Annotated in this window: 20 protein-coding genes; 12 read left to right on the forward strand and 8 right to left on the reverse strand. The window is 61.8% G+C overall.

Features of this window, described 5'->3' with window-relative positions; genetic code table 11:
• Positions 1 to 9: 9 nt before the first annotated feature.
• The 3 genes from BMX59_RS02410 to BMX59_RS02420 are packed head-to-tail and all read right to left on the reverse strand — an operon-like array spanning position 10 to position 3899.
• Positions 10 to 210: a DUF1656 domain-containing protein gene (locus BMX59_RS02410; RefSeq protein WP_071488550.1), complete on the reverse strand. Its 201-nt coding sequence runs from the start codon at positions 208 to 210 to the stop codon at positions 10 to 12.
• Positions 200 to 2377, reverse strand: a complete 2178-nt coding sequence (locus BMX59_RS02415; RefSeq protein ID WP_093119734.1) for an FUSC family protein — start codon at positions 2375 to 2377, stop codon at positions 200 to 202. Before BMX59_RS02415 ends, BMX59_RS02410 begins: the two co-directional genes overlap by 11 nt.
• A gap of 10 nt (positions 2378 to 2387) precedes the next feature.
• Positions 2388 to 3899 carry an efflux transporter outer membrane subunit gene (locus tag BMX59_RS02420; protein ID WP_092240813.1) on the reverse strand — a complete coding sequence of 504 codons (1512 nt, stop codon included), beginning with the start codon at positions 3897 to 3899 and terminating at the stop codon, positions 2388 to 2390.
• A 230-nt stretch (positions 3900 to 4129) separates the two neighbouring features.
• On the opposite strand from BMX59_RS02420, the gene BMX59_RS02425 reads away from it, so the two are divergent.
• From BMX59_RS02425 to BMX59_RS02450, 6 genes are all read left to right on the forward strand, one after another.
• The gene (locus BMX59_RS02425; RefSeq protein WP_139212844.1) at positions 4130 to 6331 is read left to right on the forward strand and encodes a hypothetical protein; all 2202 of its coding nucleotides are present in this window, start codon (positions 4130 to 4132) and stop codon (positions 6329 to 6331) included.
• Positions 6332 to 6428: 97 nt separating this feature from the next.
• Positions 6429 to 7397, forward strand: a complete 969-nt coding sequence (locus BMX59_RS02430) for a LysR family transcriptional regulator (RefSeq protein ID WP_058422937.1) — start codon at positions 6429 to 6431, stop codon at positions 7395 to 7397.
• A gap of 216 nt (positions 7398 to 7613) precedes the next feature.
• Complete coding sequence (locus BMX59_RS02435; RefSeq protein WP_093119741.1) at positions 7614 to 8588, forward strand: 2-hydroxyacid dehydrogenase; 975 nt, start codon at positions 7614 to 7616, stop codon at positions 8586 to 8588.
• Positions 8589 to 8674: 86 nt separating this feature from the next.
• Positions 8675 to 9577, forward strand: a complete 903-nt coding sequence (locus BMX59_RS02440) for a chemotaxis protein CheV (protein WP_071491200.1) — start codon at positions 8675 to 8677, stop codon at positions 9575 to 9577.
• Positions 9574 to 10056: a GNAT family N-acetyltransferase gene (locus tag BMX59_RS02445; RefSeq protein ID WP_092240807.1), complete on the forward strand. Its 483-nt coding sequence runs from the start codon at positions 9574 to 9576 to the stop codon at positions 10054 to 10056. The genes BMX59_RS02440 and BMX59_RS02445 overlap by 4 nt, the downstream gene beginning before the upstream one ends.
• A gap of 108 nt (positions 10057 to 10164) precedes the next feature.
• Positions 10165 to 10908, forward strand: a complete 744-nt coding sequence (locus BMX59_RS02450; RefSeq protein ID WP_092240805.1) for a YkgJ family cysteine cluster protein — start codon at positions 10165 to 10167, stop codon at positions 10906 to 10908.
• On the opposite strand, the gene BMX59_RS02455 is transcribed toward BMX59_RS02450, so the two are convergent.
• From BMX59_RS02455 to BMX59_RS02465, 3 genes are all read right to left on the reverse strand, one after another.
• Entirely contained in the window at positions 10886 to 12469 is a 1584-nt protein-coding gene (locus tag BMX59_RS02455; RefSeq protein ID WP_093119746.1) for a methyl-accepting chemotaxis protein, read from the reverse strand. The genes BMX59_RS02450 and BMX59_RS02455 overlap by 23 nt on opposite strands.
• Positions 12470 to 12576: 107 nt before the next feature.
• Positions 12577 to 13347 (reverse strand): transporter substrate-binding domain-containing protein, encoded by a 771-nt coding sequence (locus tag BMX59_RS02460; RefSeq protein ID WP_092240801.1) that lies wholly within the window; start codon positions 13345 to 13347, stop codon positions 12577 to 12579.
• A gap of 165 nt (positions 13348 to 13512) precedes the next feature.
• Entirely contained in the window at positions 13513 to 13746 is a 234-nt protein-coding gene (locus BMX59_RS02465) for a hypothetical protein (protein WP_092240798.1), read from the reverse strand.
• Positions 13747 to 13960: 214 nt separating this feature from the next.
• On the opposite strand from BMX59_RS02465, the gene BMX59_RS02470 reads away from it, so the two are divergent.
• The 6 genes from BMX59_RS02470 (at position 13961) to BMX59_RS02495 (ending at position 23440) form a co-directional block, all read left to right on the forward strand.
• On the forward strand, positions 13961 to 15127 hold the full coding sequence (locus BMX59_RS02470; RefSeq protein ID WP_093119751.1) for an efflux RND transporter periplasmic adaptor subunit: 1167 nt from the start codon (positions 13961 to 13963) through the stop codon (positions 15125 to 15127).
• The gene (locus tag BMX59_RS02475) at positions 15124 to 18213 is read left to right on the forward strand and encodes a multidrug efflux RND transporter permease subunit (protein WP_093119754.1); all 3090 of its coding nucleotides are present in this window, start codon (positions 15124 to 15126) and stop codon (positions 18211 to 18213) included. The genes BMX59_RS02470 and BMX59_RS02475 overlap by 4 nt, the downstream gene beginning before the upstream one ends.
• A 25-nt stretch (positions 18214 to 18238) precedes the next feature.
• The gene (locus tag BMX59_RS02480; protein ID WP_071491192.1) at positions 18239 to 18916 is read left to right on the forward strand and encodes a heavy metal response regulator transcription factor; all 678 of its coding nucleotides are present in this window, start codon (positions 18239 to 18241) and stop codon (positions 18914 to 18916) included.
• Positions 18906 to 20276, forward strand: a complete 1371-nt coding sequence (locus BMX59_RS02485; protein ID WP_093119757.1) for a heavy metal sensor histidine kinase — start codon at positions 18906 to 18908, stop codon at positions 20274 to 20276. Before BMX59_RS02480 ends, BMX59_RS02485 begins: the two co-directional genes overlap by 11 nt.
• 261 nt (positions 20277 to 20537) lie before the next feature.
• Positions 20538 to 21860: an OprD family porin gene (locus BMX59_RS02490; RefSeq protein ID WP_093119760.1), complete on the forward strand. Its 1323-nt coding sequence runs from the start codon at positions 20538 to 20540 to the stop codon at positions 21858 to 21860.
• 86 nt (positions 21861 to 21946) lie between these two features.
• Positions 21947 to 23440: a GGDEF domain-containing protein gene (locus tag BMX59_RS02495; RefSeq protein ID WP_093119763.1), complete on the forward strand. Its 1494-nt coding sequence runs from the start codon at positions 21947 to 21949 to the stop codon at positions 23438 to 23440.
• A gap of 134 nt (positions 23441 to 23574) precedes the next feature.
• Here BMX59_RS02495 and lpxC read toward each other — a convergent pair whose 3' ends face one another.
• The gene (gene lpxC, locus BMX59_RS02500) at positions 23575 to 24486 is read right to left on the reverse strand and encodes a UDP-3-O-acyl-N-acetylglucosamine deacetylase (RefSeq protein ID WP_003171886.1); all 912 of its coding nucleotides are present in this window, start codon (positions 24484 to 24486) and stop codon (positions 23575 to 23577) included.
• A 112-nt stretch (positions 24487 to 24598) separates the two neighbouring features.
• A complete protein-coding gene (gene ftsZ / locus BMX59_RS02505; RefSeq protein ID WP_017526184.1) occupies positions 24599 to 25804 on the reverse strand; it encodes a cell division protein FtsZ in 1206 nt (401 codons plus the stop codon).
• Between the last annotated feature and the right edge of the window lie 38 nt (positions 25805 to 25842).

The following is a 25842-nucleotide window of genomic DNA, read 5'->3' on the forward strand; positions in this document are numbered from 1 at the left end:
GGGGCATTCTCAACGGTAGACGCTCAGCGCCAGGGCGCCGAACAGGCAGACGAACAGGCTCAGGCGCAGCAACGCCGGGTGCCAGAAAAAACGGTACAGGTCGAACCCGGCCAGGAAGCGATCCACACCCCAGGCCAGCCCCGCCGCGATCAGGAACATCAGGGTCATGGTCGGCATATAGATGCCATGGAAGGCGATTTCACGGGGCATGCGCAGCTCCTTTAAAGGCAGCGAGTGGCGATTGCGGGTCGAGCAATGAAGTGCGGATAAAGTGCAGGTAGCTTTTCACCCGGCGCAGGGCCGACGTGTCGAAGTGCGGGGCGAAGGGTTCGTCGGTAGCCTGTACGCGGCTGATCGCATGGTCGACGGCGATGAGGCCGCGCTCCAGGTTGCTCGCGCTGGGTTGCAGGAACAGCCGCACCAGCGAGCGGCCCATCACGCGGATCGCCTGGCGCCACGGCTGGGACTCGGCGTACGCCGGGTGCACCGGAAGGATCGCCTGTTCCTTGCGCAGCTCAATGATCGCGTGACCGACTTCCAGCACCACGAACATCCAGCGCAGCAGGTCGCGCTGCACTTGCGGCTGGCCGACGGCGAGGCCGTAGGCCTGGTGCAGCAGGTCGCGGGTGCGGCTTTCAAAACTCGAGGCCAGGCCCTTGAGCTTGCCGCTGATCGCATACACCACCTGTTCGCGCAGGTCTTGCTCCAGGCGGCGCCACAACCAACGGCTGTTGGGCGGCAGGATGATCGCCCCGGCTGCGGCGCACACCAGCATGCCGATGATCATGGCGATGTAGTCGTTGATAAAGGTGTAGGGGTTGTAGACCGTGAGGTTATCCGGCACCGAGCCGGTACTGAAAAAGATCAACAAGCCCACGCCGACACCCGCGTACTGCGGGCGTGAGGCGAGAAACGCGCCGAAGATGATCACCGGCGCAAGCATCACGCACAGCAGCGGGAAACCGTCGATCCAGGGGAACACGAAGAACATTTCGACAAAGCCCACCAACGCACCGAGCAACGTGCCGCAGGCCATCTGGAACGCCATGCGCTTCGGGTTCGGCGTGGCGGCGGACAGGCCCACGGTGGCGGCGGCAATCAGGGTCATGGTCGCACCGCTGGGCCAGGCGGTGGCGACCCAGTAACTGCCGAGCACAATCAAGATAAACGACGCGCGAATCCCCGAGGCGACGCAAGCCAACCAGTTGGTCTTCGGGATAAAGGTTTCGTCCCACTGCTCGCGCGCATGGCTGTGATCGGCCAGGGACGCGTGGGTTTGCGCGTAGTTGTGCAGGTCGTCGACGAAACGGTAGAGCAACTCGTAGGCGGTGTGGAAATCCAGCTGCTCGGCTTCGGTGGGATCGCCTTCCTGAAAGGCCGCGCGCAGGCTACGGACCTTGGCGGGCAAGCTGTCCTTGTAGGCACTCAGTTGATTGACCAGGCGCGCCGCGTCAGGGCTGGTGAGCGCACGGCCAGAAAAACCATCGAGCACTTCGGCGAGGTCTTGCAGGCCGGGTTTGATCGCCGCGACAACATGGTCGGCGGCATCGCTGCGCAGGCGCTCGAGCAACTGGTGCAAGGCATTGAAGCGCGTGGTAAGGCTCATGAACTCGCTGTTGAGGCGACTGAGCCGACCATTGCGCCGGCGCATGTGCGGGTCTTCAAACACCGTGACACTGCGCAGCCCTTCCAGGCCCACGGCTTCGGCGATGAAGCGCACGTTGCTGGCCTCGAACCCTTCACGCTGGCTGCGCCCGCGCAGGCCATCGGTGACGAACAGCGCGAACACCCCAAAGCGCTGGTACAAGGCATTGCGCATGGCGGCGCTGGAGGTTTGCGGCAGGATCGCGGCGCTGACCAGCGTGGCGCACAGAATCCCCAGGGAGATTTCCAGCACCCGCCACACCGCTGCCATGAAAGCACCGTCCGGATGCGCCAGCGCAGGCAGGCCGACCATCGCCGCCGTGTAGCCGGCCAGCACGAAACCATAGGCACGAAAGTTACGATTGCGCGTGGCACCAGCGGTGCACATGCCCACCCAGATCGCCAAGGCACCAAGGAACAACTCGGTGTTCTGCGCAAACAAGGCGATCAGCAGCACCATCACCGCCGACCCCGCCAGAGTGCCGAGGAAGCGATAGAAGCTCTTGGCGAACACCTGGCCGCTTTGCGGTTGCATCACGATAAACACGGTGATCATCGCCGTACGCGGTTGCGGCAACTCCAGGCGCATGGCCAACCACAGCGTGAGGAACGCGGCGGCCAGCACCTTGAAGATATACACCCAGGTCACGCCGTCGCTGCGTACCCAGTCGAAAAAACCACGGCGCCACTCAAGGGCATGCAGCCAGCGCAGCGGTGCAGGCAAGGGAGTCATCAAATCCTACTCAGTGATCGAACACGGCCAGTGCCGTCGGGGTCTTGCTCGGGAGGGTCTTGGCGTCTTGCGGTACGTCGCTGCCAGCACCGAGGCCGCCGCCCAGGGCGGTGACCAGTTCGGCGTGGGCACTCAGGCGGGCGGCCTGCACCTGTTGCTGCACCTGTTGCTGGCGGAACAGCAACGTCTGCGCATTCAGCACATTGAGGTAGTCGGTGAGGCCGCGCTGGTAAGCGATCATCGCGATGTCGTAGGTTTTCTGCGCCGAAGCCACCGACTGCGCGGCGAAGGACGCTTGTTTGTCCATGGACTCGCGACGGATCAACTGGTCGCTGATGCCTTTGAGCGCGTTGACCAGCGTCTGGTTGTACTTGGCGACCGCGATGTCATAACCGGCGCTGGCTTCACCCAATTGCGCACGCAGGCGCCCGCCGTCGAAGATTGGCAAGGTGATCGCCGGACCGACGTTGTAGTTGAATTTCTTGCCCGCCAGGAACTCCAGTATGCCGCCACCGGTGGCCATGTAGCCGAGGCTGCCGACCAGGTCCACGTTGGGATAAAAACCGGCGTGGGCCACGTCGATGCCACGGGCCTGGGCCGCGACTTGCCAGCGGCTGGCGACCACATCCGGGCGTTGGCCGAGCAATTGCGCAGGCAGTCGCGACGGCAGTTTCAGGGGCGCGGCGAGAGACAGGGTCGGGCGTTGCAATGTCGCGCCCTCCCCCGGCCCCTTGCCCGCCAGCGCTGCGAGTTGGTTGCGGCTCAGGGCGATCTCTTCGTCCAGGGCGTCCAGTTGGCGATGGGTTTCCGGCAACGGCGTTTCGGCCTGGCTGACATCAAAGTGGGTGCCGATCCCGGCGTTCAGGCGTTTGTTGGCAAGGTCGAGAATCTGCTGCTGTTGCGCCAAGGTGGCCGCGACGATATCGCGATTGGCGTACTGCAACGACAGCTGGATATAGGCGCGCACCACGTTGTTCTGCAATTCGAGCTGGGCCTGGCGCGCTTCGGCGGCGCTCATGTGCGCCAGGTCGACGGCACGTTCGCTGGCATTGCTTTCACGGCCCCACAGGTCGAGGGCGTAGCTCAGGCCCAGGGACGCATTGTTATCCCATGTGTTGGCACCGCTCAGCTCGCCCGGCCCGTAGAATTGATCCTTCGGCCAATTGTGACGCTTGAGGGTAGTGTCGCTATTGATCTGCAACGACTCGGCCGACTCGGCAACCCCCGCCATGGCCCGTGCTTCACGCACCCGTGCAACGGCCATGGCCATGCTTGGGCTGTTTTCGGTAGCGAGGGCGACCCAGCGGTTCAGTTGGGGATCGCCGTAGGCTTGCCACCAGTGTGCGGTGGGCCAGTGGGCGTCTTGCGCGGCGCTCTGGATGGCGTCGTCGGTAGCCAGGTCATTGGCGTTGAGGGACTGGCCTTGAGGGGCTACTCCTCCGGTTCCGATGCAGCCGCTGATTGCGAACGATAAAGCCCAAACACTGAGAGTCTTGAGCTCTCTGCTGATGCGACGCGGCACTGCTGTGAATTCCTGAGAGGGTGTTGCGGGGAGAGGTGGCGCAATTCTAGGGGGCGGCATGGGGAACGATAAGCTGGCATTCCTGTGAATCTTTGTTACCGTTCAGACGATAATCCGAGCTGGCTCCAAGGATGTAGGGCTATTTATCCCGGCACAGGGACATTCTCCCTACAGCGCGGTGCGCTGCCAGCAAGCACACTAACGAGCATTCCACCCTCTGGAGTGCCCGAATGTTTTCAGTCCTCAACGCACGCCCTTTCGAAGCAGCCATATCCGCCCCTGCACAACAGACCGCTGACGTTCTGCGCAGGCAGCTACACCTCTCGCCAGCACCACTGCAACCCGGCATGCGCCCCCTGGAGCGTGATGTGTGCTGGATTGCGGACAGCGTCCTGGAAAAGCTGATCCCGCTTGCAGACGATCATCGCGATCGAGCGTCAATAGAGGCGCTTCACCACAAGCTGTCCAGCCGAGAGCCGAGCCTTGAGGTGTCGGTAGAGGCATTACCGGACTTTTACGCGTTTTTCAAAAAGGCCGAACACCTGCTTCGCCGGCACCGCACCTCCAGGGACCCGGACATCGAGGCCGACTATGCACTGTGTCGAGCCCTCAAATGGCAGTTCCGGGCAGCCGTCAGTGCTGGCAAACATCTGCGCCTGACGCAAAAGTTATTACCGGCACTCGCCTATGTCCGCAATGGCGGCGAACGCAGCAACCACCGTCATATCGGCTACAACGTTGCATTGGAACCAACGCAACAGACGCGTGCCGGGCCGCAGCTGGCAGCCGACTCCCGCCTGGAGGTCTGCGCCGACCAGCGCATCAGAAGCACGCGCGCCATCAGCCTGCAGGCACAGTTGAAGTCATCGATCGAGAAGCTGTTCCAGACCCACAGCCAACTCGGTATCGGCTATGTTTCGGCTCGCGAATACGAAAACCTGGAACAGTACGCCGATGCGCGCAGCCATTCCGTTCGCACCTCGCTAAGCGAGAGTATCCGTCGCACTGTGAAGAACCTGCCCAGCTTGTTGCGTGATAGCTACAACCTGCAGAAACACCTGGCCTACTCAGCGCTGAGCCAACCCTATGTCAGGGCGGCATTGGCCGACGCAGGCCTGACCGATGTTGAGCTGCCCAGCGTGAGAAACACGTCCCAACCGGTGATCACCGAACGCGGCTTCGCGTTGACGGCCCATAACAAGTCGACGGTGAATGTCTTCAGTGCTCTGCAGGTGAAAACCACGATAAAGCCAACCCTGCAACGCACTCACCGACACATCACCCTGGATATCCTGAGCCTGTATGAAACGGCGCCGGAGTTGGCGCATCGTCGCCTGGCCTCGCACAAGCACTACAACGACGACCCCCTGGCACTGTTGGCCGACATGAAAAACCACATAGACGCCACCAGCAAACAATTCACCCGGCAGGTCTGCACACCCGTGCCAGCGTCCGAGCTGAACGCCACCCGCCACGCCAGCAACAAACAGGCCCAATCATTGCTGGAGCGCTATGTACTGCTCAAGGCACAGTCGCGCATCGATAGGCCGCTGGAGAATGAAATGTACACGCTGATCCAGCGTCACCCTGCTCAGCTGCGCCCCGATGCGCTGAAAGTCTACAAGCTGACCGCCATCGCCCAGATACAGAGTTTCTCTGCCGGGGTAGCGGCCTCGTCACAGGGCGGGGCGGGCAAAGGCGTGACCATTGAAGTCAGCCAACGCAAGCTCGATGACCCGCACCTGAGCGGTGATTACCTGACAATCGATATTGCCCCTTTAGAATCCCGGCAAGTCGTCAAGGAAATGCTGGACCAAGCACTTGATACCATTGGCGAGCAGACATTCGGCTGGGGACACCTGGTCCGCTCGATCAGCGAATCGCTGCCTGATCCCGCCAGACCGTGGTCCACCCAAGTGCTGGTAAAGATAAAGCACGGCCAACCGGTGGTGCTCTATACCCGTCATACGGAGGACAAAGACCGCAATCTGGTACTGCCGCAACAGGTTGAACAGTTCAGCGTCATCGAGGCGCAGTCGTTGCGCACCCGGCAAACCTTGCACAAAGACCGGTTAGGCAGCGACTCACTGGATCATCTGCTGCCAATCGCCCTCCGCTACCTGGAAAACCCCGATGAGAAGCCGGGCTGGGACGATTACGTAGAGCGGCACGCCGATGACTTTCATGCATTGCTCGACACCCTGGGCCGGCAGGCCCACGGTACGTCGCTGACCGCGGAGATTGACGCACTCAAACGCATCAGTCCGGTACTCGCCCGGGCCGCCGAAACCCTGATACAGCGCGCCCAAGCCGCCCTCGACGTACCTACCGGTGAAAACCGCGCCCGCGCACAGGCGGCATTCAATCACTTGCTACAGGAATACATGCCGCACTATAGGGCGAAAGTCAGTGAGGCCTGGACGTTGTCCTGACTCTTCGCCACCCACGTCGGGAGGGGACAGCGCCCAGCGGATACACACCTGCGCGCAACTTCATGTCACAATTTGGCATCTCCCTTGAGAACACTCCATGGACACTTTGCAAAACATGCGCGCCTTCAGTTGCGTGGCCGAAGCCGGCAGCTTCACCGCCGCCGCGGTGCAACTGGATACCACCACTGCCAATGTGTCGCGCGCGGTCTCCAACCTTGAGGCCCATCTGCAAACCCGCTTGTTGAACCGCACCACTCGGCGCATTGCACTGACCGAGGCGGGTAAACGTTACCTGTTGCGCTGCGAACAGATCCTGGCCTATGTCGAAGAAGCCGAAGCCGAGGCCAGTGACGCCCATGCGCGCCCCGCCGGGCAATTGAAAGTGCACACCATGACCGGCATCGGCCAGCATTTCGTCATCGACGCCATCGCTCGCTATCGCCGCACCCATCCGGACGTGACCTTCGACCTGACCCTGGCCAACCGTGTGCCGGACCTGCTCGACGAAGGCTATGATGTGTCCATCGTGCTGGCCAGCGAACTGCCGGACTCGGGCTTCGTGTCCCAGCGCCTGGGCATCACCTACAGCATCGCCTGTGCCTCGCCGGATTACGTCAAGGCCAAGGGCTGCGCCCATCGCCCCAATGACCTGCTCAACCATGCCTGCCTGCGCCTGGTCAGCCCGGTGATCCAGCTCGACAAGTGGACCTTCAACGGCCCCGAAGGCCAGGAAAGCGTGGCGATCAATACCTCGCCGTTCCTGGTGAATTCGGCCGACGCGATGAAAACCGCGATCACCAGCGGCATGGGCATTGGCCTGTTGCCGGTGTACGCGGCCATCGAGGGCCTGCGCAACGGCACCCTGGTGCGGGTCATGCCCAACTACCGTTCCCAGGAATTGAACCTGTACGCCATCTATCCCTCGCGCCAATACCTGGATGCGAAAATCAAGACCTGGGTGGAATACCTGCGCGGCTCGCTGCCGGAGATTCTGGCGGCGCACCAGGCGGAACTGGTGGCGTATGAATTGAGTGGCAGCCTGAGCGGTGCGCGCCTGGCGAACTGATCTCTCCCAGGTGATATAGATCAAATGTGGGAGGGAGCTTGCTCCCGATAGCGGTGCGTCAGTCACCAGATGTGTTGACCGGTCCACTGCCATCGGGGGCAAGCCCCCTCCCACACTTGGTCCGGTGCTCACATGGATACATGTGACGTCCTGACAACTGTCGGCAGGAATGTTAGCGTGCTTGGCATTCTCCCGTAGTCGATGAGCCCGCCTGCAATGAAAAAGACTGTCCTCGCCTTCAGCCGCGTCACCCCGGCAATGATCGAACGCCTGCAACAGGATTTCGAGGTGATCGCGCCCAACCCCAAGCTGGGTGACATCAACGCTCAATTCAATGAAACCCTGCCCCACGCCCACGGCCTGATCGGTGTGGGCCGCAAGCTGGGGCGCGAGCAGTTGCAAGGCGCAAGCAAGCTGGAAGTGGTGTCCAGCGTGTCGGTGGGTTACGACAACTACGATGTGGCGTACTTCAACGAGCGCGGAATCATGCTCACCAACACCCCGGATGTGCTCACCGAAAGCACCGCCGACCTGGCCTTCGCCCTGCTGATGAGCAGCGCTCGCCGGGTGGCCGAGCTGGACGCCTGGACCAAGGCCGGCCAGTGGAAAGCCAGTGTCGGCGCGCCGTTGTTCGGTTGCGATGTGCACGGCAAGACCCTGGGCATCGTCGGCATGGGCAATATCGGCGCGGCCGTGGCCCGGCGTGGCCGCCTGGGTTTCAACATGCCGATCCTCTACAGCGGCAACAGCCGCAAGCCGGCGCTGGAGCAGGAGTTGGGCGCACAGTTGCGCAGCCTGGACGCGCTGCTGGCCGAGGCGGATTTCGTGTGCCTGGTGGTGCCGTTGAGCGACAAGACCCGGCACCTGATCAGCACCCGCGAGTTGGGGCTGATGAAGTCCAGCGCGATCCTGATCAATATTTCCCGCGGCCCGGTGGTAGACGAACCGGCGCTGATCGAAGCCCTGCAAAGCCAGCGTATCCGTGGTGCCGGCCTGGATGTGTATGAGCAAGAGCCACTGGCCGAATCGCCGCTGTTCCAACTGAGCAATGCCGTGACCCTGCCGCACATCGGCTCGGCCACCCATGAAACCCGCGAAGCCATGGCCAACCGTGCCCTGGACAACCTGCGCAGCGCCCTGCTGGGCCAGCGTCCGCAGGACCTGGTGAATCCTCAGGTGTGGAAGGAATGATTTTAGCGGCCCATGCCCCTAAAGCATGGGCCGCTCAAGTCGATAACCTTCCATAGATCGTCATCCCTGATCCACAGAAGGTTTTTATGCCCACCACCAAAGCCCGCGCAGACTCACTCTCGCTTCTGCTCTTTACCTTGCGCAGCGGCAAGCTGATGGCGATCAACCTGCTGAAAGTCAGCGAAATCATCCCGTGCCCGCCGCTGACCAAGCTGCCGGAGTCCCACCCGCATGTGAAAGGCATCGCCACCCTGCGCGGCAACTCGCTGGCGGTGATCGACCTGAGCCGCGCCCTCGGCGAAATGCCCCTGGCAGACCCGGACGGTGGCTGCCTGATCGTCACCGACGTGAGCCGCTCCAAACAGGGGTTGCATGTGCAGGCGGTGAGCAAGATCGTGCATTGCCTGACCACCGACATCCGTCCGCCGCCCTACGGCTCCGGCGGTAACCGTGCGTTTATCACCGGAGTGACCCAGGTGGAAGGCGGCCTGGTGCAGGTGCTGGATATCGAAAAAGTCATCCATGGCATCGCACCGGCGCCAATCGAAGCGGCGCCCACCGACTTGACCATGGAAGAGGCCGAAGTGCTGGGCAATGCGCGCATCCTGGTGGTGGACGACAGCCAGGTCGCGCTGCAGCAATCGGTACACACCCTGCGCAACCTCGGCCTCACTTGCCATACCGCACGCAGCGCCAAGGAAGCCATCGATGTGCTGCTGGAGCTGCAAGGCACAGCCGAGCAGATCAATGTGGTGGTGTCGGACATCGAGATGTCGGAAATGGACGGCTACGCCCTCACCCGCACCCTGCGCGAAACCCCGGACTTCCAGCACCTCTATATCTTGCTGCACACCTCCCTGGACAGCGCGATGAACAGCGAAAAAGCCCGGCTGGCCGGCGCCGATGCGGTGCTCACCAAGTTCTCTTCGCCCGAGTTGACCAAGTGCCTGGTAGTGGCCGCTCAAACCGTGGCGCAAAAAGGCCTGTGAGCGAATACTTCCAACTGCTGCGCCGCGACCTCACCGGCAGCCTGCCTGCCCCGCTGTGGCCCGCGGATACACAGTTGGATCATTATCGTGACGAGCTTGCACCAGCGATTCATGCGGTATTGCGCATGACCCAGGACCAGGGCGGCGGCCGCGTTCCCCACCTGGAAACCTGGCAGCACCAATTCACCACCGACGCCGAGTTCGACCCCACGCTGTGCCTGGTGGCGAGCAACCACGAAGGCATTCTCGCCGTCGCGCAATGCTGGACCAGCGCATTCATCAAGAACCTCTCCGTTCACCCTTGCGCCCAGGGCCAGGGGCTGGGCCGCGCCTTGTTGCTGCACAGCTTCCAGGTGTTCAAGCAGCGCGGCGAGCCCTATGTGGACCTCAAGGTATTGGAAAGCAACCTGCGCGCTCGGCAGTTGTATGAGAGCGCAGGCATGAGATTTGTCCTACGCGATGTAGTGACAGAGGACTGACAGGCACTGGCGTGTAACTTGCTTCCAGAGAGACAAAACGGTGAACAGAGGTAAAAGCCCGTCACCGTTCTTGCGTGCCCTCTGACCTAGCCTGGTGACAGATCCGCCATGAACACTCGATTTTCCTGCGTAGGTTGCGGCAAATGCTGCTCCGATCATCACGTGCCCCTGACCCTCGAAGAAGCCCGCCAGTGGGCGGCCGACGGCGGCAGCGTCATCGTCCTGGTGGAAGGTTTCCTCGGTAATGGCCTGGGCCTGCCCCTGCAACAACGCGAACATGCCGAACGCCGTTCGGTGGTCGTGCCCAGCGGCAACACCGAGGCGTTTGTGGCAATCACCTTTGCCGCCTACAACGCCGGCCCCTGCCGGAATCTTGACGAGGACAACCGCTGCCGTATCTATGAGCGTCGCCCGCTGGTGTGCCGCATCTACCCGATGGAGATCAATCCGCATATCCCGTTGAACCCCGCCGCCAAGGATTGCCCACCGGAGTCCTGGGAACAGGGGCCGGAACTGATCGTGGGCGGCCAGTTGATGGACCCTGAACTGGCGCAGTTGATCCAGCGCTCACGTCAGGCCGACCGTGATGATGTGCAGACCAAGGAAGCGGTGTGCGCCTTGCTCGGCATTCGCACCACGGCGCTCAAGGGCGATGGGTTTACCGCTTACCTGCCGGACATGGGCGCGTTTGCCCAAGCGATCGAGTTGGCGGTGGGTCAGCCGTCCGTGGCCAATGAATGGGTGTTCCATGTGTCGGGAATGGACATCGCCGAGCAAGTGCTGGATGCCGGGGCGCAGATTGCCACCGAAGTGCCGGCCAACTATGCGTTTATCTCGTTGCGCGCGGCCTAGACCAGAACTCCCGCGCCAACTGCCGTAGATCCTCCGCCAGTGCGGCCACATCGCTTGAACTGAGCCGGCTCTGCTGCCCAGCACTGACGGTGGCCTCCCCGGCATCACGGATGCCGACGATGTTGCGATTGATGTCCTCGCTCACCGTGCTCTGCTCCTCCACGGCGGTTGCAATCTGCTGGCTCATGGCGGTGATTTGTGTGACACGCTGGCTGATGCCATCCAGTGCGGCGGCGGCCCGCTGCGCCTGTTTGACGCTGGCGTCGACATACTCGCCACTGTGCGCCATGGCCTGCACCGCGTCCCGTGCGCCGCCTTGCAGGGTGCTGATCATGCGCTGGATTTCATCGGTCGATTGCTGGGTGCGCTGGGCCAGGCCGCGCACTTCATCGGCCACCACCGCAAACCCGCGCCCCTGCTCACCGGCCCGCGCCGCTTCGATAGCCGCGTTCAGGGCCAGCAGGTTGGTCTGCTCGGCAATCGTGCGGATCACTTCCAGCACGCTGCTGATTTCACCGCTGTGGTTTTCCAACTGGTGGATAACCTCCGTGGCCCGCGCCAGCTCCTGGGACAAGCGCAACACCGCATCATGACTTTCATCCACACGCAGGTGACCTTCACGGGTTTCGCTGCCGGCCTGGTCGGCCGCCTTGGACGCCTGCTGGGCATGGTTGGCCATTTCGGCCACGCTGGCGGCCATCTGGTGAATGGCTGCCGCCACCTGGTCGGTCCGGGTCTGCTGGCCAAGGCTGCTGGCGTGACTGTTGTCGAGGTGCTGCACCAACCGTGCAGCGTGGCCGGAGAGGCGCTGGGAGGCATCGTCGATACGCCCTACCACTGCGCCCACCTGGGCTTCGAGCATGTGCAGGGCGAACTCGATCTGCCCGCACTCGTCGCGGCGCCCGGTGTAGATCGCCTGGCTCAGCGGGTTGTCGGCCACCCGGCGCGCGCGCTTTTGCAGTTCAGCCAAGGGCCGCAACATCAGCCGCACGCCAGCCGCCCCCGCCGCACAGCCCGACACCAACGCCAGTAGCTGCCAGACCGGCGCGGAGTCCGTCAGGCCCAAGCCCAAGGCCCAGGTCACCGCGCAAGTGGCGATGACCCATGCCGATAATTTCACCCCCATGCCGACGACCGGCCAGGACAGCCGCTTGCCCGCTCGCAAACGCGCATACATCCGCTCCGCCACCGCGATCCTGCGCGCATCCGGCTTGATACGCACCGATTGATACTCCACGGTCGCGCCCTCTCGGGTCACCGGCGTGGCATACGCGCTGACCCAATAGTGGTCACCGTTTTTGCAGCGGTTTTTCACCATGCCCATCCACGACCGGCCGCTCTTGAGGGTTTGCCACATATGGGCGAATGCCTCGGCCGGCATGTCCGGATGCCGCAGGATGTTGTGCGGCGCCCCCAGCAGCTCGTCACAGCTGTAGCCGCTGATATCGATGAAGTCCTGGTTGGCGTAGGTAATCGCGCTGGTCAGGTCGGTGGTCGAAAAGATGTTGGCGTCGGGGGCAAAGTCCACATTCCGACCGGTGACCGGCAGATTGATCTTCATGGAGAAGCGCGCTCGTGGTTGTTGGGGGAGTCGGCAGGGCGTCGACTCTAAGCGCACCGAGGGGGCAAATACTGATCCAGCTCATGTTCCGCGCAATTAATTAGCCATCACGGCCGGTCCAGATGATAAGGCGCGACGATCCGCTGGTATTCGCCATTGTGCTTGAGCTGTTCAAGCGCACGATTCAGCTCGACACGCAGCGCCGTGTCGGTATTGCGCAGCGCAATCGCAACACCATTGCCTAACAGCTCAGCACAAACGGCGGGCCCCAGAAAGTCGAAATCCTGGCCGACAGCCGTGTCGAGCAGGGCCTCGCGAATTTCCACAGTGCCCTGCAGGGTCGCATCGATATCGCCTGCCACCAGGCTGCGGACCAGCTCGTCGTTGAGCCAGAAACTCTTGATAATCACGCCTTCGCGCGCCCATTGCGAACGAACAAAGGCTTCGCGATTACTGCCCAGCAATACGCCCACTCGCTTGCCCTTGAGCGACCTTGGTGTCGGCATCAGGCCCGAGCTTCGACGGGCGACAAGACGCGTGGTAAAGGGGTAGAGGTTGTCGGTAAAACTGACCCAACGCCGGCGCAGGGGTGTAGGGGCAATGCCCATGATTGCATCGAATTGCCGCGCTTCAAGACGTCCGAAGTTTTCGACCAGCACCTGGTCGACCCAGGTACAGCGAACATTCAACTGCTGGCAAAGGGCGTTGCCCAACTCGATATTCAAGCCGACCAACTGCCCTTGCGGGTTGCGGCTCTGGAAGGGGGGAAATTGTGCGGCAACGGCGAAGCGGATTTCGCGTCGAGGTTGATCAAGGCCTGCAACGGCATCCACCGCAAGCAACAGGACAAACGCTACACAAAGGTGTATCAGGGCCACAGGAAACGTCCTTTTCCGGAAAGAGCGCCCTCCGCTGCTCCCTGTGGAAAAACCAGGGGTGCAGCGGAAGCTGTGCAAGCTTTCAAGAAATGGTCGCGGGCTTACAAGAAGAAATAGCGACTGGAGCTGTAGGCAACATCCCGCAAATATTACAGTGGATTAATCTTAACGTTTACCCATGGAACGACGGGTGCCCGGTGGCGCCATGCCCGGGGTCTTGGTGTGGCCATTCCTGGCACCGTTCTTGTACCAGGGCTGGGCGGCATTCTTGGCCCCGGCCAGCTCACCCGGCTTGAAGGGGAATTTGAACGCCGGGATCTCGGCTTTTTCAACGCCTTCGGCGCTGGCCGGATCGACGAGGTCGGCCGCTTCAACAGGGGGTTGTGTCGGGGAAGTCATGGAAGCTCCGGAGCGTGCAAGAAATGACGCGGGGCCGGCTTGCGGGCCACGCTGGCGCGCAGTATACCTGCCCGCCTCGGATCTTTAACCACCACCTGTACGAATGGTCTGCCTTTACTGACAGCGCCGTCAGTTAGCAGTCACCTTGCTGACCGGGTTGGCAGGCTATAAAGGCCTCACACACTTCAAATCCTTTGCCCTGGCGCCTCACCCCATGCACATTCAACGCAAAACCGCCCTGATCGTGGCTGTCCTCGTAGTGTTGGCTGTTGCAGCCTGGACCTTGACCCGTCCAGCCAAAGCCAGACTGGCGGCGCCCACGGCGATTCCGGTGCGGGTGGTGAGCGTGGTGCAGCAGGATGTTCCGCGCTTTGTCAGCGGGATCGGTTCGGTGCTGTCACTGCACAGCGTGGTGATTCGCCCGCAGGTGGACGGCATCCTCACAAAATTGCTGGTCAAGGAAGGCCAACGGGTCAAGGCCGGCGACCTGCTGGCGACCATCGATGACCGCTCGATCCGCGCCAATCTCGACCAGGCCAAGGCGCAACTGGGCGAAAGCCAGGCGCAGTTGCAGGTGGCGCTGGTCAACCTCAAGCGCTACAAGGCATTGAGCGTCGATGACGGCGTGTCCAAGCAGACCTATGACCAGCAACAAGCGTTGGTCAACCAGCTCAAGGCCACCGCCCAGGGCAACCAGGCCGCCATCGATTCGGCCCAGGTGCAACTTTCCTACACCCAGATTCGCTCACCGGTCAGCGGCCGCGTGGGTATTCGCACCGTGGATGAAGGCAACTTCCTGCGCACAGCCGATACCCAGGGCCTGTTTTCCGTGACCCAGATCGACCCGATTGCCGTCGAGTTCTCCCTGCCGCAACAGATGCTGCCCACCCTGCAAGGCCTGATCGCGGCGCCCACCCCGGCCAGCGTCGACGCCTACCTGGGCGCCGATACCGACGGCCAGACCGGCGATTTGCTCGGCGAAGGCCATTTGAGCCTGATCGACAACCAGATCAGCTCCACCACCGGCACCCTGCGCGCCAAGGCCGAGTTCAACAACGCTTCACAGCGCCTGTGGCCGGGGCAACTGGTGACCATCAAGATCCAGACCGCCCTCGACAAAAACGCCTTGGTCGTTCCACCGACCGTGGTGCAGCGCGGCCTGGATTCGCACTTCGTGTACCGGGTCAACGGCGACAAGGTCGAGGTGGTGCCGGTGCAGGTGACGTACCAGGACAGCGACCTCAATATCATCAAGGGCGTGCAGGCCGGGGATGTGCTGGTCAGTGACGGCCAGTCGCGGCTCAAGGCCGGCGCGCAGGTTGAGGTACTCAAGGACCCGCCGCAGGTCATCCAGACCGTCGATGCCAAGGTGCAGCCATGAGCCGTTCGCCGTCAGCCTGGTGTGTCGACCACCCGGTCGCCACCCTGCTGCTGACCTTCGCCCTGGTGCTGCTCGGGCTGATTGCCTTCCCGCGCCTGGCCATTGCCCCACTGCCTGAAGCGGAGTTTCCGACCATCCAGGTGACCGCCACCCTGCCTGGCGCCAGCCCGGACACCATGGCCTCGTCCGTGGCCACGCCATTGGAGGTGCAATTCAGCGCCATCCCCGGCATGACCCAGATGACCTCCAGCAGTGCCTTGGGCTCCAGCCTGCTGACCCTGCAATTCACCCTGGACAAGAGCATCGACACCGCCGCCCAGGAAGTGCAGGCGGCGATCAACACCGCGTCCGGCAAGCTGCCCAGCGATATGCCGAGCCTGCCGACCTGGAAAAAGGTCAACCCGGCGGACAGCCCGGTACTGATCCTCAGCGTCAGTTCCAACAGCATGCCCAGCACCGAGCTGAGCGACTACGTGGAAACCCTGCTGGCCCGGCAGATCAGCCAGATCGACGGCGTTGGCCAGATCAACATCACCGGCCAGCAACGCCCGGCGATCCGCGTGCAGGCGTCGCCGGACAAACTCGCCGCCATCGGCTTGACCCTCGCCGATATCCGCCTGGCTATCCAGCAATCGAGCCTCAACCTGGCCAAGGGCGCGATCTACGGCGAGAACAGCGTGTCGACCCTGTCGACCAACGACCAGTTGTTCCACCCGGAGGACTACGCGCAGTTGATCGTGTCCTACAAGGACGGCGCACCGGTTCAACTGCGTGATATCGCCAAAGTCATCAATGGCTCGGAAAACGCCTACGTGCAGGCCTGGTCCGGCGACACGCCCGGGGTCAACCTGGTGATCTCACGCCAACCCGGCGCGAACATTGTCGAGACCGTCGACCGTATTCAAGCCGAGTTGCCGCGCCTGCAAGCCATGTTGCCAGCGTCGGTGCAGGTCAGCGTGTTGACCGACCGCACCAAGACCATCCGCGCCTCCTTGCACGAAGTGGAAGTCACCTTGCTGATCGCCATCCTGCTGGTGGTGGCGGTGATGGCGCTGTTCCTGCGCCAGTTGTCGGCGACGCTGATTGTGTCCAGTGTGCTGGGCGTGTCGCTGGTCGCCAGTTTTGCGCTGATGTACCTGATGGGCTTCAGCCTGAACAACCTCACACTGGTGGCAATCGTGATTGCCGTGGGCTTTGTGGTGGACGATGCGATCGTGGTGGTGGAGAACATTCATCGTCATCTGGAGGCGGGCCTCGACAAGCGCGAAGCGGCGATCAAGGGCGCCGGTGAAATCGGCTTTACCGTGGTGTCCATCAGCTTCTCGCTGGTGGCGGCATTCATTCCGCTGCTGTTCATGGGCGGTGTGGTCGGACGGCTGTTCAAGGAATTCGCGCTGACAGCCACCTCGACCATCCTGATTTCGGTGGTGGTATCACTGACCCTGGCGCCGACCCTCGCCGCGCTGTTCATGCGCGCGCCCACCCATCACGTCCACGACAAACCAGGTTTCAGCGAGCGCCTGTTGGCCGGCTATGCGCGCAACCTGCGCCGCGCCCTGGCCCATCAACGCACCATGGCAGCGATCTTTGTGATAACCCTGGCCCTGGCCGTGGTCGGCTATGTGTTTATCCCCAAGGGTTTCTTCCCGGTGCAGGACACCGGCTTTGTACTCGGCACCAGTGAAGCGGCGGCCGACGTGTCGTACCCGGACATGGTCGCCAAGCACAAGGCCCTGGCCGAGATCGTCAAGGCCGACCCGGCGGTGCAAGCGTTCTCGCATTCAGTGGGGGTGACCGGCAGCAACCAGACCATTGCCAACGGGCGTTTCTGGATCGCCTTGAAGGATCGCGGTGATCGCGATGTGTCCGCCAGCCAGTTCATTGATCGCATCCGCCCGAAACTGGCCAAGGTGCCCGGCATTGTGCTGTACCTGCGTGCCGGTCAGGACATCAACTTGAGTTCCGGCCCCAGCCGCGCCCAGTACCAATACGTGCTCAAGAGCAATGACGGCGCGACGCTGAATACCTGGACCCAGCGCCTCACCGAAAAACTGCGCGCCAACCCGGCCTTTCGCGACCTGTCCAACGACCTGCAACTGGGCGGCAGCATCACCCACATCAGCATCGACCGTCAGGCCGCCGCACGCTTTGGCCTGACCGCCACCGATGTGGACCAGGCGCTGTACGACGCCTTCGGCCAACGCCAGATCAACGAGTTCCAGACCGAAATCAACCAGTACCAGGTGGTGCTGGAACTGGACACGCAACAACGCGGCAAGGCCGAAAGCCTGAACTATTTCTACCTGCGCTCGCCGCTGACCAACGAGATGGTGCCGCTGTCGGCGCTGGCCAAAGTAGATCCACCGACGGTGGGGCCGCTTTCCATCAGCCATGACGGCATGTTCCCGGCCGCCAACCTGTCGTTCAACCTGGCGCCGGGCGTGGCATTGGGCGACGCGGTGCTCATGCTCAACCAGGCCAAGAATGAAATCGGCATGCCAACTACCATCATCGGCAACTTCCAGGGCGCGGCCCAGGCGTTCCAGAGCTCCCTGGCCAGCCAACCGTGGCTGATCCTGGCGGCGCTGGTGGCGGTCTACATCATCCTCGGCGTGTTGTACGAGAGTTTCGTGCACCCGCTGACGATCATCTCGACCTTGCCATCCGCCGGGTTGGGCGCACTGATCATGCTGTCACTGATGGGCCAGGACTTTTCGATCATGGCCTTGATCGGCCTGGTGCTGTTGATCGGTATCGTGAAGAAGAACGGCATCCTGATGATCGACTTCGCCCTTGACGCCCAACGCGTGCGCGGGCTGGCGCCTGAAGAAGCGATCTACGAAGCCTGCGTCACGCGGTTCCGGCCGATCATCATGACCACCCTCGCCGCCCTGCTCGGCGCGGTGCCGCTGATGCTCGGCGCCGGCCCCGGTGCGGAAATGCGCCAGCCGCTGGGGATCGCGGTGGTCGGTGGCTTGCTGGTGAGCCAGGCGCTGACGTTGTTCACCACGCCGGTCATATACTTGTACCTCGAGAAGTTTTTCCACCGGCCCATACCAACCCCTGCGTTGGCAACCACAGATTGAGGCCCGGCCCTGGAGCAAAAGACTCATGCGCGTCCTGATTATTGAAGATGAAGAGAAAACCGCGGACTACCTGCATCGCGGTCTGACCGAGCAAGGCTATACGGTCGATGTCGCCCGCGAAGGTGTCGAGGGTCTGCACCTGGCGCTGGAGAACGATTATGCGGTGATCGTGCTCGACGTGATGCTGCCCGGCCTCGATGGCTTCGGCGTGTTGCGCGCCTTGCGTGCACGCAAACAGACGCCGGTGATCATGCTGACCGCTCGCGAGCGCGTGGAAGACCGCATTCGCGGCCTGCGCGAAGGCGCCGACGATTACCTGGGCAAGCCGTTTTCCTTCCTGGAACTGGTGGCACGCCTGCAAGCCCTGACCCGCCGTAGCGGCGGGCACGAGCCGGTGCAGGTGACGGTCGCTGACCTGTGGATCGACCTGATCAGCCGCAAGGCCAGCCGCAACGGCGTGCGCCTGGACCTGACCGCCAAGGAGTTCTCGCTGCTCAGCGTATTGGCGCGACGCCAGGGCGAAATCCTTTCCAAGACGGCGATTGCGGAAATGGTCTGGGACATCAATTTCGACAGCGACGCTAATGTGGTGGAAGTCGCGATCAAGCGTCTGCGCGCCAAGCTCGACGGGCCGTTCGACACCAAGCTGCTGCACACCATCCGGGGCATGGGGTATGTGCTGGAGAGTCGCAATGTCGGCTAACTCCATTGCCTTGCGCCTGAGCGGCATGTTCAGCCTGGTGGCGTTGCTGATCTTCCTGTTGATTGGCGGCGCGCTCTATCAACAGGTGGACCGCAGCCTTGGGCTGCTGCCGGGCGCCGAGCTGGATGCGCGCTACAGCGTGCTCGAATCGTCGGTGAACCGCTTCGGTACGCCGGACCATTGGGTGAAGATCAAGGCCAAGCTCAAGCTGCTGGGTGAGGAAGACAAACGCATCCGCTTCTGGGTGGTGAGCAGCGACCCGAACTACGAGTATGGCAACCCCGATGCGCAGATCCGCGCCTTCGCCGAAGGGCGCACAGGCAAGCGCGACTTGCACCTGGCGGGCTACAAGCACCCGTTCAAGGTGTTGGTGAGCCAGTTCCCAGCCAAGGACCAGCGCCCGCCGCTGCGCTTCATGATCGCCATCGACACCGAGAACTTCCGCGCCACCCAGCATCATTTGCTCGTGGCATTGATCAGCCTGGCCCTGGTAGGCGTGGTGCTGGCGTCGTTGCTGGGGTTCTGGGTGGCGCGCATCGGCCTCAAACCGCTGGGCAAACTCTCGGACGAGGCGCAGAAACTCGCGCCACCGAAGCTCTCCGGGCGCCTGCAACTGTCGCCGTTGCCGCCGGAGTTGAGTCAGTTCGTCAACTCGTTCAACTCCACCCTGGACCGCGTCGAGCAGGCCTATTCGCGCCTGGAGTCGTTCAACGCCGATGTGGCCCATGAACTGCGTTCGCCGCTGACCAACCTGATCGGCCAGACCCAGGTGGCGCTGACCCGTGGGCGCTCGGCCGAGCATTATTTCGAAGTGCTGCAATCGAACCTCGAAGAGCTGGAGCGCCTGCGCTCGATCATCAACGACATGCTGTTCCTCGCCAGCGCCGACCAGGGCAGCAAGGCTACCAAGCTGATCGAAAGCTCCCTGGCTGACGAGGTGGCCACCACTCTCGACTACCTGGACTTCATCCTCGAAGACGCCCAGGTCCAGGTGCAGGTCCACGGGGATGCCGTGGTGCAGATCGAGAAGGCCCACCTGCGCCGCGCACTGATCAACCTGCTGAGCAATGCGGTGCAACACACCGCGCCCGGGCAGGTCATCGCAGTGAACATAGAGGTGCAGGAGCATCAGGTCTCGATTGGTGTGACCAACCCCGGCGAAGTGATTGCCAGCGAGCACCTGCCGCGTCTGTTCGAACGCTTTTATCGGGTGGACGCGTCGCGCAGCAACAGCGGGGCCAATCACGGGTTGGGCCTGGCTATCGTCAAGGCGATTGCGTTGATGCATGGCGGCGATGTGTTCGTGCGCAGTGACGGCGGTGGGAATACCTTTGGTATTAGCCTGCCGGTAGCACCATGACTGTTGCGATTTGGGCAACAGTCATTATCTTGTTACACTCTGTATCGCACCGCTCACCTGCGTTAATTTGACGCATCGATGAGCGCGACGGCAAAGACAGCTTTCCCGCTTACCCGCATTTCCCTCGACTTATTTCCAGGGCTCTACACTGGGAATCTGTCTTAAAGCCGCTGACGTTCAGCGGCTTTTTTTTGCCGTCAAAAAAGGCCAGGCACCCCCAACGACACTGGCCGTTTCCGATTGACCAAAGGAGCTCCACCGGTGAAGAACTCGCTGACGTTCACCCCGTTATTCCTCGCAATAGCCGCAACGATTTCCCCCCTTGCCCACGCGGCAGACACTACCCCCGCCGACGGTTTCGTCGAAGGCGCCCACCTCACTATCAACACCCGCAACTACTACATGAACCGCGACCGGCGCGACATTCACACCGATGACAGCAAGGAGTGGGGCCAGGGTTTCATCGGTATCTTCGAATCCGGCTACACCCAGGGCACCGTCGGCTTCGGCCTGGACGCCCATGCCATGCTCGGCCTCAAGCTCGACGGCGGTGGCGGCACCGATGGTTCCAGCATCCTTCCGTATGGCAGTGGCAACGGCAAGGCACCCGGCTCGTTCTCCACCGCGGGTGGCACCTTGAAAATGCGCGCATTCGATACCGAGCTGAAGGCCGGCGACCTGTTCCTCAATAACCCGGTGATCGCCGGCGGCGCGACACGCATGCTGCCGCAGACCTTCCGTGGCGTGAGCCTGACCAACCACAGTCTCGACGGCTGGATGTTCGAAGGCGGCCAGGCCAGTTTCACCAAGCTCTACAACCAGAGCGGCCATCGCCGCATCGGCACCAGCTACGGCGCGCTGCCCAACACGGCGGACAGCCAGCACCTGAACTGGGCCGGCGTGTCGTTCAGCGGCATCGCCGGGCTGACCAGCAACCTCTACGCGTCGGAACTCAAGGACGTGTGGAACCAGTACTACTACGACCTGGACTACACCTACGTGCTGAATGATCTGGTCAGCCTCAACCCGGGCCTGCACTACTACCACACCCAGGACACCGGCCAGTCGCTGCTCGGCGCCATCGACAACAACACCTACAGCCTGCATTTCACCGTGGGCGTGGGCAACCACAGCGTCACCGCCACCTACCAGCGGGTCAACGGCAACACGCCGTTCGACTACATCGCCCAGGGCGACAGCATCTACCTGGACAACTCCCAGCAGTACTCCGACTTCAACGGCCCCAACGAACGCTCATGGAAGCTCAAGTACGCCTATGACTTCGTCGGCCTCGGCATGCCGGGCCTGACCTCGGCGGTGTCCTACATCAGCGGCGAGACCGACCTGACCAAAGTTGATCCGCAAAGCCGTGGCTACAGCGCCTGGTACAGCGCCGATGGCAAAGATGCCAAGCACTGGGAACGCGACATCGACGTGAAATATGTGGTGCAGGGCGGCAAGGCCAAGGACCTGGCGGTGCGCCTGCAATGGGCGACCAACCGCGGTGGCAATGGCTACGCGGCGGTGGATCGGGACGTGGACGAGTACCGCGTGATCGTCGACTATCCGATCAACGTGTTCTGAGGGGTGATTTTTTCTTTTTAACCAAGTATTTAATTTTCATCGGGTAGAACTAAACTGCCAGCATCCTCACCGCTGAAGTCTGCCCGATGAGTCCACGCCCTGCTCGTATCTCACCCGCACACCCTGAGTTGTTACTGATCCTGGGCAGCGGGCTCAGCGTCGCCCTGATTGTGATCATTGTCGCGGTGCTGTTGATGCGCGAACACGCCAGCACGCTCGAAGCGGCCAAGCGGTCTACCACCAACATCGCCCAATTGATCAATGCCGACGTGCTGCGTAACGTCGAACTGTATGACATGGCGCTCAACGGTCTGATTGCGGCCACGCAACGCGAAGACTTGTCCCAGGTTGCCGCCAATATCCAGCACCTGGTGCAGTTTGATTTGTCCACGGCGGCGCCTTTCAAAGGCGAGGTCCTGCTGCTGGACACCACCGGTACGGTTATCGCCGACTCCTCCACGCTGCGGCCCACGCTACGTAATTTTGCCAGCCGCGATTATTTCCAGGTGCATGCCAAGGACGCCAACGCCGGCTTGTTTATCAGTCGGCCGTTCAAGGTCCGTTGCGACTGCGACCAGGTTTGGCGCATGGCATTCAGTCGACGTGTGTCAGGCCCCAAGGGAGAGTTTGCCGGCGTGGCGGTTGCGACCATGCGCCTGGCGTATTTCGATCAGCTCTTCAACACCCTGACCATCGGCAACGGCAGCAGCGTCAACCTGCTGAGCAGGAATGGCATTCTCCTGGCCCAGCAGCCGCTGCTCGAACGCGACATGATCGACAAGGACCTCAGTGACCGGCCCAACTTCAAGCGAATACTGCGTGACGGAAGCGGCAGCTTTCAGGCGATCTCTGCCATCAGTGGCAAAGAGCGCCTGTATACCTTTACCAATGTCGGTGAACTGCCACTGATCGTGGTCGTGGCGCTGTCCAGCGAGGACGTATTCGCGCCCTGGAGTCGCGTGGCACTGCTGACCAGTAGTGCCACAGGAGTGCTCTGTGCCGGTTTGTTGTGGCTGACCTGGATGCTACGCCGGGAACTGCGACGGCGGCGGCGCGCTGAACGGGTACTGTCAGAACTGGCAGCCACCGATGCGTTGACGGGCCTGGCCAACCGCCGCGTGCTGGACGAACGCCTGCGCCTGGAGTGGGACCGCGCCCAACGCTCGACCGAGCCGCTCACGGTGCTGATGATCGATGTGGACCACTTCAAGGCGTTCAACGACCGTCATGGTCATCATGGCGGCGATGAGGCACTACGTAACGTGGCCCAAGTGATCGGTACCAACATCCGCCGCCCGGCCGACTTGGCGGCACGCTATGGCGGTGAAGAGTTTGCGGTGGTGTTGCCGTTGACCGATGCCAAGGGTGCCTGGGTGATCGCCGAGCATATCCGCAGCGGCGTCGAGCACTTGCCGCGGGTGGCCGGGGACGAACAGCCGATTACGGTGAGTATTGGCATGAGTACGTGGGACAAGCGCAGTCGCCAGTCGCTGGAGGCATTGCTGTTGAGTGCGGACCAGGCGTTGTATGAGGCCAAGCACAGCGGAAGAAACCGCATTGCCGATTCAGCAACCCTCTGAATAGTGAAGCGGATCTAATGTGGGAGGTGGCTTGCGCCCTCCCACACTTGAACAGTGGCAGAGTCAGAAAAAGTGGGTATAAAAAAAGGCCACCCGAAGGCAGCCTTTCAAAACTAAAGAAAGAGAGTTGTTACTTACACCGCCGCAACGGGACGCATGTAAGAGATCGGTGCGGTGCTGGCATCTTCGAAGGTCACGACTTCCCAAGCGTCTGTCTGCTCAATCAACTTGCGCAGCAGCTGGTTGTTAAGGGCGTGGCCCGACTTGAAGCCTTTGAACTCGCCTATCAGGCTATTGCCCAGCAGGTAGAGGTCACCGATTGCATCGAGGATCTTGTGCTTCACGAATTCGTCTTCGTAGCGAAGGCCGTCTTCGTTCAGTACACCATCCGCGTCGACCACAATGGCGTTTTCAACGCTGCCGCCGAGTGCGAGGTTGTGCTTGCGCAGGTACTCGATGTCACTCATGAAACCAAAGGTACGGGCGCGGCTGACTTCTTTTACGAACGAAGTGCTGGAAAAATCCACGCTTGCACTTTGGGTGCGGTCACGGAATACCGGGTGATCGAAATCGATCTCAAAGCTCACTTTAAAGCCTTCGAACGGGACGAAGGTGGCGCGCTTGTCGCCGTCTTCTACTGTCACTTCCCGCAGAATGCGAATGAACTTCTTGGCTGCGTCCTGTTCTTCCAGGCCGGCAGATTGAATCAAGAATACGAAGGGTCCAGCGCTGCCATCCATGATCGGGACTTCGGACGCGGAGAGCTCGACGTAGGCGTTATCGATGCCCAAACCGGCCATGGCCGAGAGCAAGTGCTCCACCGTGTCCACCTTGACGTCACCGTTGACCAATGTGGTCGACATCGTAGTTTCGCCAACGTTTTCCGCGCGAGCAGGAATCTGCACCACAGGGTCCAGGTCGGCACGCACAAACACGATGCCGGTGTCGACAGGTGCAGGCTTGAGGGTCAGGTATACCTTCTCCCCGGAGTGCAGACCTACACCTGTGGCACGAATAATATTCTTCAGGGTGCGTTGTTTAATCATGGCTTGGACCGCTTCAGCGCAAATTGCGAACTGGTATCAACAAAGGCTGGCGATAATAGCAGACCAGACCTTTGCTGAACACCAATCACCTTCATAGCCCTGATACATTCCATCAATCGGCCTGACGACGCAAGAATGCCGGGATGTCCAGGTAGTCCAGATCATCTTGCGGATTCGGGCTACGGGACGCCGCAGCACCGGCCTGAGCCTGGTTGCGCATCACGGTCGGACGGTCCAGGTCACGGTAGTTCACCGACGGCAGTTCCTGGCGCGAAGGCGCTGGAGCAGCAGCCGCCTGGCTGGCGTGGCTGGCTTGGCTGTTGTGCAGGGTGTTGTCGATGACCTTCACAGGCTTCTCGATTTTCGCGCCCAGGCCGGTCGCAACCACGGTCACGTGCAGCTCGTCGCGCATATCCGGATCGATAACGGTACCGACCTTGACCATGGCGTGCTCGGAAGCGAAGGCTTCGATGATGCTACCCACGTCGGAGTACTCACCCAGGGACAGGTCAGGACCGGCGGTGATGTTCACCAGGATGCCGCGTGCACCTTGCAGGTTCACGTCTTCCAGCAGCGGGTTGCGGATGGCCGCTTCAGTGGCTTCACGTGCACGGTTCGGACCGCTGGCGCAGCCAGTGCCCATCATCGCCATGCCCATTTCGCTCATCACGGTACGGACGTCGGCAAAGTCGACGTTGATCATGCCAGGGCGCTTGATGATGTCGGAGATACCGCGAACGGCACCGGCCAGTACATCGTCAGCCTTGGCGAATGCGGACAGCAGGCTCGCGTCCTTGCCCAGGATGGTCAGCAGCTTCTCGTTTGGGATGGTGATCAACGAGTCGACGCTTTCAGACAGCAGACGGATGCCTTCGTCGGCGATCTGCATGCGCTTGCGACCTTCGAACGGGAACGGACGGGTGACGACAGCCACCGTCAGAATGCCCATTTCCTTGGCCACTTCGGCAATGATCGGCGCAGCACCGGTACCGGTACCGCCGCCCATGCCGGTGGTGATGAACACCATGTTGGTGCCTTGCAGCACTTCAGCGATACGCTCGCGGTCTTCCAGCGCGGCTTGACGGCCGACTTCCGGGTTGGCGCCAGCGCCGAGGCCCTTGGTCACCGCAGTGCCCAATTGCAGGATGGTCCGCGCGCCGATGCTTTTCAGCGCCTGGGCATCAGTGTTGGCGCAGATGAATTCAACGCCTTCAATGTTGCTCTTGACCATATGGTTGACAGCGTTGCCGCCGCCACCGCCGACACCGATCACTTTGATGACCGGGCTTGCGGGGATGTTGTCTACGAGTTCGAACATGTTCCCTCTCCTTTCATTTCTCTAGTTTTTTCGCCTAC

The sequence above is a fragment of the Pseudomonas sp. NFR09 genome, assembly GCF_900111535.1.
In the GTDB taxonomy this organism is placed as follows: Bacteria; Pseudomonadota; Gammaproteobacteria; order Pseudomonadales; family Pseudomonadaceae; genus Aquipseudomonas; species Aquipseudomonas extremorientalis.

Excerpts from the sequence above, each read along its gene's own strand:
- BMX59_RS02425 (WP_139212844.1), top strand. The coding sequence starts at position 4,130 with ATGTTTTCAGTCCTCAACGCACGCCCTTTCGAAGCAGCCATATCCGCC.
- lpxC (WP_003171886.1), bottom strand. The coding sequence starts at position 24,486 with ATGATTAAACAACGCACCCTGAAGAATATTATTCGTGCCACAGGTGTA.
- BMX59_RS02440 (WP_071491200.1), top strand. The coding sequence starts at position 8,675 with ATGCCCACCACCAAAGCCCGCGCAGACTCACTCTCGCTTCTGCTCTTT.
- BMX59_RS02435 (WP_093119741.1), top strand. The coding sequence starts at position 7,614 with ATGAAAAAGACTGTCCTCGCCTTCAGCCGCGTCACCCCGGCAATGATC.
- BMX59_RS02450 (WP_092240805.1), top strand. The coding sequence starts at position 10,165 with ATGAACACTCGATTTTCCTGCGTAGGTTGCGGCAAATGCTGCTCCGAT.
- BMX59_RS02465 (WP_092240798.1), bottom strand. The coding sequence starts at position 13,746 with ATGACTTCCCCGACACAACCCCCTGTTGAAGCGGCCGACCTCGTCGAT.
- ftsZ (WP_017526184.1), bottom strand. The coding sequence starts at position 25,804 with ATGTTCGAACTCGTAGACAACATCCCCGCAAGCCCGGTCATCAAAGTG.
- BMX59_RS02475 (WP_093119754.1), top strand. The coding sequence starts at position 15,124 with ATGAGCCGTTCGCCGTCAGCCTGGTGTGTCGACCACCCGGTCGCCACC.
- BMX59_RS02455 (WP_093119746.1), bottom strand. The coding sequence starts at position 12,469 with ATGAAGATCAATCTGCCGGTCACCGGTCGGAATGTGGACTTTGCCCCC.
- BMX59_RS02415 (WP_093119734.1), bottom strand. The coding sequence starts at position 2,377 with ATGACTCCCTTGCCTGCACCGCTGCGCTGGCTGCATGCCCTTGAGTGG.
- BMX59_RS02470 (WP_093119751.1), top strand. The coding sequence starts at position 13,961 with ATGCACATTCAACGCAAAACCGCCCTGATCGTGGCTGTCCTCGTAGTG.
- BMX59_RS02480 (WP_071491192.1), top strand. The coding sequence starts at position 18,239 with ATGCGCGTCCTGATTATTGAAGATGAAGAGAAAACCGCGGACTACCTG.
- BMX59_RS02495 (WP_093119763.1), top strand. The coding sequence starts at position 21,947 with ATGAGTCCACGCCCTGCTCGTATCTCACCCGCACACCCTGAGTTGTTA.
- BMX59_RS02430 (WP_058422937.1), top strand. The coding sequence starts at position 6,429 with ATGGACACTTTGCAAAACATGCGCGCCTTCAGTTGCGTGGCCGAAGCC.
- BMX59_RS02485 (WP_093119757.1), top strand. The coding sequence starts at position 18,906 with ATGTCGGCTAACTCCATTGCCTTGCGCCTGAGCGGCATGTTCAGCCTG.
- BMX59_RS02410 (WP_071488550.1), bottom strand. The coding sequence starts at position 210 with ATGCCCCGTGAAATCGCCTTCCATGGCATCTATATGCCGACCATGACC.